We start from the raw sequence: 12,041 nt of genomic DNA on the forward strand, positions 1-12,041 counted from the left end.
CGTCTCGCCGGCGCCATGGGCGTTTTCGCGGAGCGGGGCGCTCGCTCGCTGAATGAAGGAGTTCACATGAAAAGATTCTTGCTGATTGGGTTGGCGGCCGCGCTGCTGTCGCTCCCGGCGCAGGCGGCGCTCAAGGTCTTCGCCACCGTCCCCGAATGGGCGGCGCTGGCGCAGGAGATCGGCGGCGGCCGCGTCACCGTGTACGCGGCGACGCACGGGCTGCAGGACCCGCACCGGATCGAGGCCAAGCCGTCGCTGATCGCGCGTGCGCGTTCGGCGCAGCTGGTGGTCGCCACCGGCGCCGAGCTGGAGGTCGGCTGGCTGCCGGTGGTGCTGCGCGAATCCGGCAACCGCGACATCCAGCCCGGGCGGCCGGGCTACTTCGAGGCGGCGTCGGCGGTGCGGCTGCTCGACGTGCCGGCGGTGCTCGACCGTGCGCACGGCGACGTGCATGCGGCCGGCAACCCGCACATCCAGACCGATCCGCGCAACATCCTCAAGGTCGCCGAGGCGCTGGCGGCGCGCATGGCCGAGCTCGACCCGGCCGAGGCTGCCGCCTACCGCAGCGGCTTCGCGGCGTTCGCCGAGAAGTGGCGGGCGGCGCTGGTGCGCTGGGAGAAGATCGCGGCGCCGCTCAAGGGCGTGCCGGTGCTGGTGCAGCACAACGCCTTCCCGTACCTGAACGCCTGGCTGGGGCTGCGCGAGGTCGGCACGCTCGAGCCGCGGCCCGGCGTCGAGCCGTCCGGCGGCCACCTCGCCGACGTGCTGGCGAAGCTCACCGCGCAGCCGGCGCGCATGGTGCTGCGCCCGGCCTACCAGCACGACGCGCCGTCGCGCTGGATCGCCGAGCGCGCGAAGATCCCGGCGGTGATCGTGCCGTTCACGGTCGGCGGCACGCCGGAGGCGGGCGATCTGGTCGCGCTGTTCGACGACACGCTGCGCCGGCTGCTGGCGGCGCTCGCCGCGCGATGACCGCCGACACGCTGCTCGACGTGCGCGGCCTGCGCGCCGGCTATCTCGCGCCGGTGCTCGGGCCGCTGTCGTTCGCGCTGGCGCGTGGCGAGGTCCTCGGACTGTGCGGGCCGAACGGCTGCGGCAAATCGACGCTGCTTGCCGCGCTGCTCGGCAACGTGCGCATCTTCGCCGGCGACATCCGGCGCGCGCCGGGCGCCGTGTTCAGCCTGCAGACGCAGCGCCAGCCGCCGGTCGCCGGCGTGCCGCTGACCGGCGCCGAGCTGCTGGCGCTGACCGGTGCCGCCGCCGCCGGGCTGCCGCCGGCGCTGGCCGCCTGCCTGCCGTTGCGCCTCGACCGCCTGTCCGGCGGCCAGCGCCAGTTCCTGCACCTGTGGGCCTGCCTGCAGGCGCCCGCCGACGTCGTGCTGCTCGACGAGCCGACCAACAACCTCGACCCGGACGGCGTCGCCGCGCTGGCCGGCGCGCTGCGCGCCCGTGCCGCCGGCGGCGCCGGCCTGCTCGTCGTCAGCCACGACGCCGCCTTTCTCGCCGCGGCCTGCGACCGCCTGCTCCGCCTTGGAGGTGTCGACGATGCCGCCTGACGCGATTCTCGATCCGCTGTTTCTGCAACCCTTCGTCACCGGGCTCGCCTTCGCCGTGCTGCTGCCGCTGCTCGGCGCCTACCTGCGCCTGCGCGACGAATGGCTGGCGGCGCTCGCCTTCGCGCAGACGGCGGCGGCCGGCGCGCTGCTGGCGCTGCTCGCCGGCTGGCCGCTGCAGGCCGGCGGCGTGCTCGCCGCGGCCGCCGCGGCGACGCTGAAGAGCGCCTTCGAGGGCGCCGCGCGCGGCGTGCAGGGCGCCGCCTACGCGATGCTGCTGGTCGGCAGCTGGGGCGTCGGCGTGCTGCTGGTCGCCAACCTGCCGCTCGCCGAGCGCCTCGGCCATGCGCTGTTCGACGGCCAGCTCTATTTCACCGAGCGCAGCCACCTGGTCGCCGCGCTCGTCTGCGCCGTCGTCGGCGGCGCCGCGCTGCGGCGCCTGTCGCGGCCGCTGTTGCAGGCGCACTTCTTCCCCGACTTCTTCCGCGCCGCCGGCGGTTCGGCGCGCCGCGTGCATCTCGCCTTCGACCTCGTCGTCGCCGCCGCGCTGGCGCTGGCGACGATGAGCATCGGCGTGATGTCGGCGTTCGCGCTGATCTTCCTGCCGCCGCTGGTGGCCTGGGCCTGGTCGGCGAGCTGGCGGCGCGCGCTGGCGCTGGCCGTGGCGGTCGGTGTCGCCGCCTATCTCGCCGCCTTCGTCGGCGCGCTGTGGCTGGACCAGCCGTTCGGGCCGGTGCTGGCGCTGCTGCTGGTCGGCTTCGGCGCGCTGTCGGGCCTCGTGCGGCGACTGCATGGCGGGCGCTGAAGGCTCATCCTGAGCGGGTTTGGAAATTGCGGCGGCCGGGGCGATGTGTTAAAACACCCCTTCGCACCGATCCGATCGCATCCCTTTCCAAGCCAGCGCATGGTTTTTTCCTTCTTCAAGAAGCCGCCGCCCGAAAAAATGGTGGCGAAGCCGGCTGCGGCGCCGCCGCGCCCGAAGTCGGAAGATGCGCCGTTTACCGACAGCCGACCGCCGGCGGGCGGTGTCTCGCAGCCGCCGCCGGGAACCGGCGGCGAGGCGACGCCGCGCGAGCTGGAGTCGCTCGATTTCACCAGTCCCAGCCAGTTCAGCGACCTGAGCGAGACGCCGGGCGACATCCACGTCGAGACCGACATCGACCCGATCCAGGCCGATGTCGAGCAGGCGGCGATCCTCTATGCCAACGCGCAGGACGATGCGGCGCGGGCGATGCTGGAAAACGCCGTGCACGCCAATCCCTTCGGCCCGGGCGAGCGCTTGTGGCTGATGCTCTTCGACCTCTACCGGCTGACCGGCCAGCGCGCCCCGTTCGACGCGCTGAGCCTCGAATACGCGCGTGCCTTCGAGAAGTCGCCGCCACCCTGGCAGAACGCGAACGGCAGCAAGCCGGCGGCGAAGGCCCCGGCGGCGCCGGCGCCCGCCGGCACCGTGCTGTTCAAGGGCGAGCTGACCGGCGACAACGATGCCGCCTTCGCCGCGCTCGACCAGGCGATCGCCAAGAACCCCAAGCTGCGCGTCGAGCTGACCAAGGTGCAGGCGGTCGACGACCTCGGCGCCGAGCGCCTGCTCGGCGTGCTCACTGCCGCGCGCAAGAAGAAGGCGGACATCGAGCTGGTCGGCCGCGATGCGCTGGCGGCGCTGCTCGAGTCGCGGATCGAGACCGGTCGCCGCGAGGAATCGGGCTGCTGGTTGCTGCTGCTCGAGCTCTACCAGCTGATGGGTAGGCAGGATGCCTTCGAGGAAATGGCGATCAACTACGCGGTGACCTTCGAGATGTCGCCGCCGTCGTGGGAGCCGAAGCGGGTCGCCGCCGCCGAGCCGAAGCCGGTGCTGGCGCTGGCCGCCGCCGAGGCGCCGCAGGAGGCCAAGGCCTACATGCCGAAGGGCAACCTGAAGAACGAGCGCTTCGGCGACCTGCAGGGCTTCGCCGAGAAGCAGGAGGCGCTGGTCCTCGATTTCTCGGCGGTGACGCGGATCGACTTCGTCAGCGCCGGCACGCTGGTGAACCTGCTCACCGCGGTCAAGCGGCAGGGCAAGCGCATCCTGATCCGTCATCCCAACCGGCTGGTCTCCGAACTGCTCGGCGTCGTCGGCGTCGCCGCGGTGGCCGATTTCGAATTCGCAAAGAACTGAGCATCCCGCCATGGAACAGTATCACGGCACCACCATCCTCTCCGTCCGCCGCGGCCAACAGGTGGCGATGGGCGGCGACGGCCAGGTGACGCTCGGCAACATCGTCATCAAGGCCAGCGCGCGCAAGGTGCGCCGGCTGTACAAGGAACGCATCCTCGCCGGTTTCGCCGGCGGCACCGCCGACGCCTTCACGCTGTTCGAGCGCTTCGAGGCCAAGCTGGAGAAGCACCAGGGCCACCTGCTGCGCTCCGCAGTCGAGCTGGCCAAGGACTGGCGCACCGACCGCATGCTGCGCCGGCTGGAGGCGATGCTCGCGGTCGCCGACCGCGAGAGCTCGCTGATCATCACCGGCAACGGCGACGTGCTCGAGCCGGAGCAGGGCATCGTCGCCATCGGTTCGGGCGGCGCCTATGCGCAGGCGGCGGCGCGCGCGCTGCTGGAGAACACCGCGCTGGCGCCGGTCGAGGTGGTCACCAGGTCGCTGGAGATTGCCGGCGACCTGTGTATCTACACCAACCGCAACTTCACGCTGGAAACCCTCGACTGAGGGTGCGCCGGCCGGCCGCCTAGAGGCCCAGGGCCAGGCGACTGCCCTCGTAGCGCGCCTCGATTCCCGCGAACTGCCCGCTCAAGTCCGGCCAGTCCACCCCCAGCCGCAGCAGCGCGATCTCGGAGACCGCGGGCACCCGGTTGTGCGGCACCTGGCCGAGGTCCAGCGCGTGGCTGAGCACCTCGGCGACGTGGATCAGGTCGCCGATTTCCCCGTCCTCGCCGCTGTCCGGCTGGTGGTGCGCGCGGATGCCGCCGACGATGTCGCCCGGCAGCCGCCAGCGGCACGCCAGCTCGGCGCCGACGACGGCGTGGTCGTAGCCGAACACCGCCCGTTCGGCGGCGACGATCGACTCGCCGGCGGCGGCGCGCTCGCCGGCCAGCACCGTCGCTTCCGGGGCGACCGCGGCCATCAGCAGTTGCCCGACGTCGTGCAGCAGTCCCGCCGAGAAGGCGACTTCCGGCGGTTGGCCGAGGCATTCGGCAATCGCGCGTGCGCAGGTGGCGACGCCCAGGCTGTGGCGCCAGAATTGGCGACCGTCGCCGCCGACCTGGCCGAGGCGGTCCAGCAGCGCCGTCGCCAGCGTGATCCGGCGCACCGTCGACAGTCCGAGGACGAGGATCGCCTGCCGCGTCGACGCGACCTGGCCGGCGAGGCCGAAGGCGCTGGAGTTCGCCGCCGCCAGCAGGCGGGCGACGATCGCCGGGTCGGTGTTGAGCTCGTGCACCAGCGCGTCGGCGCTGGCGCTCTCGTCGTTCAGCGTCTGCAGGATGTGGCGGACGACCTGCGGCAGCGTCGGCAGCACGTCGGCCGAGGCGAGCAGCCGTTCCAGCGTCGGCGCGTTCACGGAGCTACCCTCCTGTCCCGGCGGGACATCCGCCCACGGCCGGCTTTGCACAGCCGGCCGGCTGCGGCGGCGCAGAGCCGTGCTCTGCGAAACCCCGCCTTTGCCCCCAAGGGAGGTTGAGCGCCCCCTTCGGGCGGCCGTGCGGGAGTGCTCATGCCAGCTGCCGCGCCCGGTAGGCGTGGATCGCCTGGCGCAGGGCGTCGCGGGCGGCACCGCCATCGCCGCGGAAGATGTGGTCGATGCGCGCCGCGGCGGCAGCCTGCTCGCGGGCGATCGTCGCCGCGTCGCGGGCGTCGGCGACGCTCACGGTGACGAACTCGATGCCGCGCCGGCGCAGGTTTTCCGGCGCCTCCTCGTCGAGCACGGCGCCGGTGGCGAGCAGTACGCTCCCCTGCGCCGAGACGATCGGCGCGGCGACTTGCATTCCGGGGGCGAGCTGACCCGGCGGCAGGCAGACGAGGCGCGTTTTCATGGCGGCAGTTTGCCATGGGCTGCGCATCCAGTGATACATTCCCCAACCCGAACCGGCATTTTTTCCAGAGTGTCCCGCATGACCCAGATGACCCCGCAGGAAATCGTCCACGAACTCGACAAGCACATCGTCGGCCAGCAGAAGGCGAAGAAGTCGGTTGCCATCGCGCTCAGGAACCGCTGGCGCCGCGCCCAGGTCGCCGACCCGTTGCGCCAGGAGATCACGCCGAAGAACATCCTGATGATCGGCCCGACCGGCGTCGGCAAGACCGAGATCGCGCGCCGCCTGGCGCGGCTGGCCAACGCGCCGTTCATCAAGGTCGAGGCGACCAAGTTCACCGAGGTCGGCTACGTCGGCCGCGACGTCGACACGATCGTCCGCGACCTGGTCGAGATCGCCGTCAAGGCCGGCCGGGAGGCGGCGATGAAGCGCCACCGCGCGCGCGCCGAGGACGCCGCCGAGGAGCGCGTGCTCGACGCGCTCTTGCCGCCGCCGCGCGGCAGCAACTTCTTCGGCAACGAGAACGCGCCGGCCGAGGACAATACGACGCGGCAGAAATTCCGCAAGAAGCTGCGCGAGGGCGAACTCGACGACAAGGAGATCGAGATCGAGCTGGCCGGGCCGGCGATGAGCGCCGAGATTTTCGCGCCGCCGGGAATGGAGGAGCTGACGCAGCAGATCCAGGGCATGTTCCAGAATCTCGGCGGCGGCCGCAGGACGGCGCGCAAGCTGAAGATCAAGGAGGCGCTGAAGCTGCTTGTCGACGAGGAGGCGGCGAAGCTGGTGAACGACGAGGAGGTGAAGCTCGACGCGGTGAAGAACGTCGAGCAGAACGGCATCGTCTTCCTCGACGAGATCGACAAGATCGCCAGCCGGTCGGAGGCGCAGGGCGCCGACGTCTCGCGCCAGGGCGTGCAGCGCGACCTGCTGCCGCTGGTCGAGGGAACGACGGTGTCGACCAAGTACGGCATGATCAAGACCGACCACATCCTGTTCATCGCCAGCGGCGCCTTCCACCTGTCGAAGCCGTCGGACCTGATCCCCGAACTGCAGGGCCGCTTCCCGATCCGCGTCGAGCTGGAGTCGCTGTCGGTTGCCGATTTCGAGCGCATCCTGACGCAGACCGACGCCTGCCTGACCCGCCAGTACGAGGCGCTGCTCGCCACCGAGGGCGTCGCCCTGGCCTTCAAGGACGACGGCATCCGCCGGCTGGCGGAGATCGCCTGGGCGGTGAACGAACGCACCGAGAACATCGGCGCCCGCCGCCTCTATACGGTGATGGAGAAGCTGCTCGAGGAGATTTCCTTCGACGCCGGCAAGCCCGGCACCGAGAAGCTCGTCGTCGACGCCGCCTACGTCGACGGCCGCCTCGGCGAGTTGGCGCAGAACGAGGACCTGTCGCGCTACGTTTTGTGAGGGATTAGGGGCTAGGGACAGGGGGCTGGCACGGCCCGCGGTTCTTCCGGCCCCTAGCCTCCAGCCCCCCGCCCCTATGCTGCTGCGCATCGTTTCCATCATCTTTCCGATCTTCGCCATCGTCGGCGTCGGCTATGCCTACGCGCGCGTGAAGAAGCCGGACATGAGCTTCGCCAACCAGCTGAACATGGACGTTTTCGTCCCGGCGCTGGTCTTCGCCGCGCTCGCCGGCAAGGACTTCGACCTGATGGCGAACTGGAAGCTGGCGCTCGGCGCGACCGCCGTCGTCCTCGGCTCCGGCCTGCTCGCGTGGCCGGTGGCGAAGCTGATGAAGGTGCCGGCGAACACGCTGCTGCCGCCGATGATGTTCAACAACTCCGGCAACATGGGCCTGCCGCTGCTGGTGCTGGCCTTCGGCGAGCAGGCGCTGCCGCTCGCCGTCGTGCTGTTCTTCGTCGAGAACACGCTGCACTATGCGCTCGGCACCTGGATGCTCGACCACCACGCGAAGCTGTGGAACCTGTGGCGCGTGCCGGTGATCGCCGCCGCCATCGCCGGGCTGGCGGTGAGTCTGCTGAAGATCGAGCTGTGGTCGCCGCTCTACGTCGGCATCAAGATGCTCGGCGACGTGTCGATCCCGCTGCTGCTGTTCTCGCTGGGGGTGCGCCTGACCGACTCCGCCGCCAAGGACCTGCGCCTCGGCCTGGTCGGCGCCGCGCTGTGCCCGCTCGCCGGCATGGCCGTGGCCTGGGCGATGGTGCCGGTGCTCGGGCTGGAAGGGATGCAGGCCGGCATGCTGCTGATCTTCGGCGCGCTGCCGCCGGCGGTGCTCAACTACATCTTCGCCGAGAAGTACAAGCAGGAGCCGGAGCGCGTCGCGTCGATCGTGATGATCGGCAACGTCGCCTCGCTGGGCTTCGTGCCGCTGGCGCTGTTCTTCGCGCTGCCGCGCTGATCAGCCGTCCGCGCGGATGTCGTTCCACCCGGCGCCGGTGATGCGCCGCAGCTCGTCCGGTGTCAGCGGGAAGACCGAGAACGGCGTCCCGGCCGCCGCCCACAGCCTGTCGAAGCGCTGCAGGTCGGCGTCGAGCACCAGCTTCACCGGCTGCGCATGGCCGAGCGGCGAGACGCCGCCGATGACGTAGCCGGTCGCTTCGCGCACGAAGTCGGCGTCGGCGCGGCCGAGCTTTTCGCCGACCAGCGCGGCGACCTTCCTCTCGCAGACGCGGTTGTCGCCGCTGGCGACGACGACCACCGCCTGCCCGCTTTCCTTGCCGCGGAAGACGACCGACTTGGCGATCTCGGCGACCGTGCAGCCGATCGCCTTGGCGGCTTCGGCGCTGGTCCGCGTCGGCTGTTCGAATTCGACGACCTGGACGTCGAGGCCTTGTTCGTGAAGCAGCGCCTGCATGCGCAGCGCGGTGGGGTGTTGTGCGGGTTTCATCGTGTCCCGGGCTTTGTCGAGGTCAGGCCGGCTGCGGTTTCGCCACCGGCGTTTCGCGGATCGGCAGGTTGGCGATCGCCGCCAGCGCGGCGAGCGCGATGTCGGCGTACCACATCCAGCTGTAGTCGCCGAACTCGACGAGGGCGAGGCCGCCGAGCCAGGCGCCGAGGAAGCCGCCGATCTGGTGCGACAGCAGCGTCAGGCCGAACAGCGTGCCGAGGTAGCGCACGCCGAACAGCTTGCCGACCAGCGAGGCGGTCGGCGGCACGGTCGCCAGCCAGGTGAAGCCGAGCCCGGCGGCGAACAGGTAGAAGGTCCATTCGGTCTTCGGCGCCGCCAGGTAGGCGATCACCAGCAGCGCGCGCGAGGCGTACATCCAGAACAGCACCATCTTGCTGCGGTGGTGCGTGATCGCGTGGCCGGCGTACAGGCTGCCGGCGATGTTGGTCAGGCCGATGATCGCCAGCGTCCAGCTGGCCACCGCCGGCGGCAGGCCGCACAGGTCGACCTCGCCGGGCATGTGCGTGACCAGGAAGGCGATGTGGAAGCCGCAGGTGAAGAAGCCGGCGTGCAGGAGCAGGTAGCTGCGGTCGCCCATCGCACCGCAGACGGTGGTCCACAGGCCGGCCTCGCCCGGCACCGACGCCGGCCTGGTGCCCTTCGGCGCGACCACCTTGACCAGCGGCAGCGCGGCCAACGCGACGGCGGCGAGCGACCACATCGCGCCCATCCAGCCGAAGGCCTGGATCAGCTTCTGCAGGATCGGCGCGAAGATGAACTGGCCGAAGGAGCCGCCGGCGTTGATCACGCCCGAGGCGGCGGCGCGCGACTCGACCGGCAGGCGCTGCGCGGTGGCGCCCATCAGCACCGAGAAGCTGCCGATGCCGGAGCCCATCGCCGAGAGCAGGCCGAGGCTGACGACGAGGCCGAAGGTGTTGTCCATGAACGGCGTCAGCGCGCTGCCGGCGGCGAGGATCAAGAGGCCGCAGACGAGCACCTTGCCCGGGCCGTAGCGGTCGGCGAAGGCGCCGGCGACCGGCTGGATCGCGCCCCAGGTGAACTGGCCGACGGCGAGCGCGAAGCTGATCGCGGCGACGCCGAGCCCGGTCGTCGTGTTCAGCGGCGAGACGAAGAGGCCGAGCGACTGGCGGGCGCCCATCGTCACCATCATGATGCCGGCGGCGGCGAGCGTGATGAACCAGAGGTGGGGGGTGTTGAGGGTGCGGAACATGGGGCGCCTTGTTGGTTTTTGGTCAGCGGAATTGTAGGGTGACCGGCGCCGCGCGTCCCGGTTCCCGTTAGCCGAAAAATCGCTGGATCTTGCGCCGGTCGCGCTTGGTCGGCCGGCCCTTGAGGTCGGCGCCGGGGGCCGGCGCCAGCGCCCGCGCCTCGGCCGCCCGGCTGCGCTGCTCCCGACTTTCGGCGCTTTCCTCGTAGAGCAGCTGCGCTTCCGGCGCCGGCCGCCGGTATTCGTTGAGGCCGCGCACGGTCACCGTCCAGTGCGCGTCGCCGAGCGTCAGGTCGAGCACGTCGCCAGGCTTCACCTCCTTTGCCGGTTTCGCCGTGTGGCCGTTGAGCTTGACCTTGCCGCCGTCGATCGCATCCGCCGCCAGCCCGCGCGTCTTGAAGAAGCGCGCGGCCCACAGCCACTTGTCGAGGCGCAGCTTCTCCGGGGGCGCGCTCATTCCTTCACCGGCTTCTTGCCGAGTTTGCGCTGCAGCGTGCGCCGGTGCATCTTCAGCGCGCGCGCGGTGGCCGAGATGTTGCCGTCGTGCTCGGCGAGCACGCGCTGGATGTGTTCCCACTCCAGCCGGTCGACCGACAGCGGCGAGTCGGCAACGCCGAGCGAGGCGTCGCCCTCGGTCTTGTGCAGCGCCGCCACCACCTGGTCGGCGTCGACCGGCTTCGCCAGGTAGTGCGTGGCGCCGAGCTTGATCGCCTCGACCGCGGTGGCGATGCTGGCGTAGCCGGTGAGCATCACGATGCGCGTGTTCGGGTCGAGCCCGATCAGCTTCTCGATCAGTACCAGCCCGGATTCGCCGGGCATCTTCAGGTCGACGACGGCGTATTCCGGCGATTGCGCCTGCGCCCGGGCGAGCGCCTCGGCGACGTCGGCGGCGGTCGTCACCGCGTAGCCGCGGCGTTCGAGCGCGCGCGCGAGCACGCGGCGGAAGGCCTCGTCGTCGTCGACGAGGAGCAGGGAGGGGCGGTCTTGTTCGGCGAGGTCGTTCATGTCGGCGCCTGCTGCAGTCGGGCGAGCGGCAGCGTGACGCGGGTGCGCGTGCCGCCGTCGTCGCGGGGAGTCAGTTCGACGCGGCCGCCGAAGCGCTCCAGCGTCGCGTTGGTCAGGAAGAAGCCGATGCCCAGGCCGCCGCTGCCGGCAGCGTCGCGCTTGGTGCTGAAGAAGGGTTCGCCGAGGCGCGCGGCGACCGCCGCGTCGATGCCCGGGCCGCGGTCGAGGATGTCGATGCAAAGCTCGGCGTCGTCCCAGCGCGCGTGCAGTTCGAGGCCTTCCGGCGAGGCGTCGGCGGCGTTGTCGAGCAGGTTCAGGAGCGCCTGCTCGAGCGTGCGGTCGGTGGCGATCGGCGGCGCCGGCAGCGGGCCGTCGAGCGCGGCGGCGATCGTCGCCTGTGGCCGGATCAGCTGCCACTCCTCGAGCAGGCGATCGAGGTAGGCGTCGAGCGCCAGCTGCCGCGACGCCTCGTCGCGCGCCTGGCCGGCCGAGGCCAGCGTCTGCGACAGGATCTTCTTGCACTCGTCGACCTGCGCGCGCAGCAGGCGCAGGTCCTCGCTCAGTTGCGCATCTTCGCCGTGCGCCAGCTCCGCCTCGCGCAGCACGACAGCCATCGTCGACAGGGGCGTCCCCAGCTTGTGCGCGGCGCCGGCGGCGAGCGTGCCCAGCGCGAGGATCTGCTCGTTCTTCAGCGCCGCCTCGCGCGTCGCCGCCAGTTCCTGCTCGCGCGCCTTCAGCGCGGCCGCCATGCGCGTCAGGAACAGCGCGATGACGACAGCGCTGACGACGAAGTTGAGCCACATGCCGAGCACGTGCAGCGCGAAGCCGCTGACGTGGCCGGCATGCTCCGGGGCGACGCCGGAGGCGCGCGCGAGCAGCGCGTCGAGTTCGGCGAGCTGGCCCTGCGGCGGCGGCAGCGGCAGGTTCCAGAACATCAGGAAGGTGTAGATCAGCGTCGTCACGCCGGCCATCAGCCAGGCGTGCCGTGCCGGCAGCGCGGTGGCGGCGATCGTCAGCGGCACCAGGAAGAGCGAGACGAAGGGGTTGGCCGAGCCGCCGGAGTAGTAGAGCAGGACGCCGAGGACGGCGACGTCGGCGAGCAGCTGGGCGAGGATCTCATCGTCGCCGACCGGCCGCTCGCGTTGCAGGCGCCACTGCGTGAACAGGTTGAACAGCGCCAGCGCGACGGTGGCGGCGAGCATCGGCCCCAGCGCCAGCGGAATGCGCAGCCAGCCGACCGCGAGCAGCAGCACCAGCGCCTGCGCCAGCAGCGACAGGCGGCGCAGGACGACCAGGCGGGGCAGCAGGCTGCGGGCGGCGAGGGCGGTCATGGGAGCGGATTTTACGCCGCGCCGTCGGCGCTGCGGCGGG

At 71.3% G+C, this 12,041-nt stretch carries 14 protein-coding genes; 7 read left to right on the forward strand and 7 right to left on the reverse strand.

The genetic code is table 11. From position 1 onward, the window contains the following. The first annotated feature begins 66 nt into the window (after positions 1-66). From IWH25_RS05660 to hslV, 5 genes are all read left to right on the forward strand, one after another. Positions 67-972, forward strand: coding sequence for a metal ABC transporter substrate-binding protein (locus IWH25_RS05660; RefSeq protein WP_203388359.1), 906 nt, complete (start codon positions 67-69; stop codon positions 970-972). Then, positions 969-1,556 (forward strand): ATP-binding cassette domain-containing protein, encoded by a 588-nt coding sequence (locus IWH25_RS05665; RefSeq protein ID WP_203388360.1) that lies wholly within the window; start codon positions 969-971, stop codon positions 1,554-1,556. The genes IWH25_RS05660 and IWH25_RS05665 overlap by 4 nt, the downstream gene beginning before the upstream one ends. After that, positions 1,546-2,358 carry a metal ABC transporter permease gene (locus IWH25_RS05670; RefSeq protein WP_203388361.1) on the forward strand — a complete coding sequence of 271 codons (813 nt, stop codon included), beginning with the start codon at positions 1,546-1,548 and terminating at the stop codon, positions 2,356-2,358. Before IWH25_RS05665 ends, IWH25_RS05670 begins: the two co-directional genes overlap by 11 nt. Before the next feature lie 99 nt (positions 2,359-2,457). Continuing rightward, positions 2,458-3,708, forward strand: a complete 1,251-nt coding sequence (locus IWH25_RS05675) for an STAS domain-containing protein (RefSeq protein ID WP_203388362.1) — start codon at positions 2,458-2,460, stop codon at positions 3,706-3,708. A 10-nt stretch (positions 3,709-3,718) separates the two neighbouring features. Next, complete coding sequence (gene hslV / locus IWH25_RS05680; RefSeq protein WP_203388363.1) at positions 3,719-4,255, forward strand: ATP-dependent protease subunit HslV; 537 nt, start codon at positions 3,719-3,721, stop codon at positions 4,253-4,255. Between the two features lie 19 nt (positions 4,256-4,274). Here the strand turns inward: hslV and IWH25_RS05685 are convergent, their stop codons facing one another. Further along, a complete protein-coding gene (locus IWH25_RS05685) occupies positions 4,275-5,105 on the reverse strand; it encodes an HDOD domain-containing protein (protein WP_203388364.1) in 831 nt (276 codons plus the stop codon). A gap of 151 nt (positions 5,106-5,256) precedes the next feature. Then, the gene (locus tag IWH25_RS05690) at positions 5,257-5,577 is read right to left on the reverse strand and encodes a hypothetical protein (RefSeq protein WP_203388365.1); all 321 of its coding nucleotides are present in this window, start codon (positions 5,575-5,577) and stop codon (positions 5,257-5,259) included. Between the two features lie 78 nt (positions 5,578-5,655). On the opposite strand from IWH25_RS05690, the gene hslU reads away from it, so the two are divergent. Both hslU and IWH25_RS05700 read left to right on the forward strand, forming a co-directional pair. Beyond that, positions 5,656-6,993, forward strand: coding sequence for an ATP-dependent protease ATPase subunit HslU (hslU, locus tag IWH25_RS05695; protein ID WP_203388366.1), 1,338 nt, complete (start codon positions 5,656-5,658; stop codon positions 6,991-6,993). Between the two features lie 76 nt (positions 6,994-7,069). Beyond that, positions 7,070-7,948 carry an AEC family transporter gene (locus IWH25_RS05700; protein WP_203388367.1) on the forward strand — a complete coding sequence of 293 codons (879 nt, stop codon included), beginning with the start codon at positions 7,070-7,072 and terminating at the stop codon, positions 7,946-7,948. Here the strand turns inward: IWH25_RS05700 and IWH25_RS05705 are convergent, their stop codons facing one another. The 5 genes from IWH25_RS05705 to IWH25_RS05725 form a co-directional block, all read right to left on the reverse strand. Continuing rightward, positions 7,949-8,437 (reverse strand): YbaK/EbsC family protein, encoded by a 489-nt coding sequence (locus IWH25_RS05705; protein WP_203388368.1) that lies wholly within the window; start codon positions 8,435-8,437, stop codon positions 7,949-7,951. A gap of 22 nt (positions 8,438-8,459) precedes the next feature. After that, entirely contained in the window at positions 8,460-9,668 is a 1,209-nt protein-coding gene (locus IWH25_RS05710; RefSeq protein WP_203388369.1) for an MFS transporter, read from the reverse strand. A gap of 67 nt (positions 9,669-9,735) precedes the next feature. After that, positions 9,736-10,122 (reverse strand): RNA-binding S4 domain-containing protein, encoded by a 387-nt coding sequence (locus tag IWH25_RS05715; RefSeq protein WP_203388370.1) that lies wholly within the window; start codon positions 10,120-10,122, stop codon positions 9,736-9,738. After that, entirely contained in the window at positions 10,119-10,670 is a 552-nt protein-coding gene (locus tag IWH25_RS05720) for a response regulator transcription factor (RefSeq protein WP_203388371.1), read from the reverse strand. The genes IWH25_RS05715 and IWH25_RS05720 overlap by 4 nt, the downstream gene beginning before the upstream one ends. Then, a complete protein-coding gene (locus IWH25_RS05725; RefSeq protein WP_203388372.1) occupies positions 10,667-12,001 on the reverse strand; it encodes an ATP-binding protein in 1,335 nt (444 codons plus the stop codon). The genes IWH25_RS05720 and IWH25_RS05725 overlap by 4 nt, the downstream gene beginning before the upstream one ends. Between the last annotated feature and the right edge of the window lie 40 nt (positions 12,002-12,041).

Origin of the sequence: Azospira restricta (genome assembly GCF_016858125.1) — a bacterium.
Lineage (GTDB): Bacteria > Pseudomonadota > Gammaproteobacteria > Burkholderiales > Rhodocyclaceae > Proximibacter > Proximibacter restrictus.

Bases quoted from the DNA above. Each gene is read 5' to 3' on its own strand.
- IWH25_RS05660 (WP_203388359.1), top strand. From the start codon at position 67: ATGAAAAGATTCTTGCTGATTGGGTTGGCGGCCGCGCTGCTGTCGCTC.
- IWH25_RS05665 (WP_203388360.1), top strand. From the start codon at position 969: ATGACCGCCGACACGCTGCTCGACGTGCGCGGCCTGCGCGCCGGCTAT.
- IWH25_RS05670 (WP_203388361.1), top strand. From the start codon at position 1,546: ATGCCGCCTGACGCGATTCTCGATCCGCTGTTTCTGCAACCCTTCGTC.
- IWH25_RS05675 (WP_203388362.1), top strand. From the start codon at position 2,458: ATGGTTTTTTCCTTCTTCAAGAAGCCGCCGCCCGAAAAAATGGTGGCG.
- hslV (WP_203388363.1), top strand. From the start codon at position 3,719: ATGGAACAGTATCACGGCACCACCATCCTCTCCGTCCGCCGCGGCCAA.
- IWH25_RS05690 (WP_203388365.1), bottom strand. From the start codon at position 5,577: ATGAAAACGCGCCTCGTCTGCCTGCCGCCGGGTCAGCTCGCCCCCGGA.
- hslU (WP_203388366.1), top strand. From the start codon at position 5,656: ATGACCCAGATGACCCCGCAGGAAATCGTCCACGAACTCGACAAGCAC.
- IWH25_RS05700 (WP_203388367.1), top strand. From the start codon at position 7,070: ATGCTGCTGCGCATCGTTTCCATCATCTTTCCGATCTTCGCCATCGTC.
- IWH25_RS05705 (WP_203388368.1), bottom strand. From the start codon at position 8,437: ATGAAACCCGCACAACACCCCACCGCGCTGCGCATGCAGGCGCTGCTT.
- IWH25_RS05710 (WP_203388369.1), bottom strand. From the start codon at position 9,668: ATGTTCCGCACCCTCAACACCCCCCACCTCTGGTTCATCACGCTCGCC.
- IWH25_RS05715 (WP_203388370.1), bottom strand. From the start codon at position 10,122: ATGAGCGCGCCCCCGGAGAAGCTGCGCCTCGACAAGTGGCTGTGGGCC.
- IWH25_RS05720 (WP_203388371.1), bottom strand. From the start codon at position 10,670: ATGAACGACCTCGCCGAACAAGACCGCCCCTCCCTGCTCCTCGTCGAC.
- IWH25_RS05725 (WP_203388372.1), bottom strand. From the start codon at position 12,001: ATGACCGCCCTCGCCGCCCGCAGCCTGCTGCCCCGCCTGGTCGTCCTG.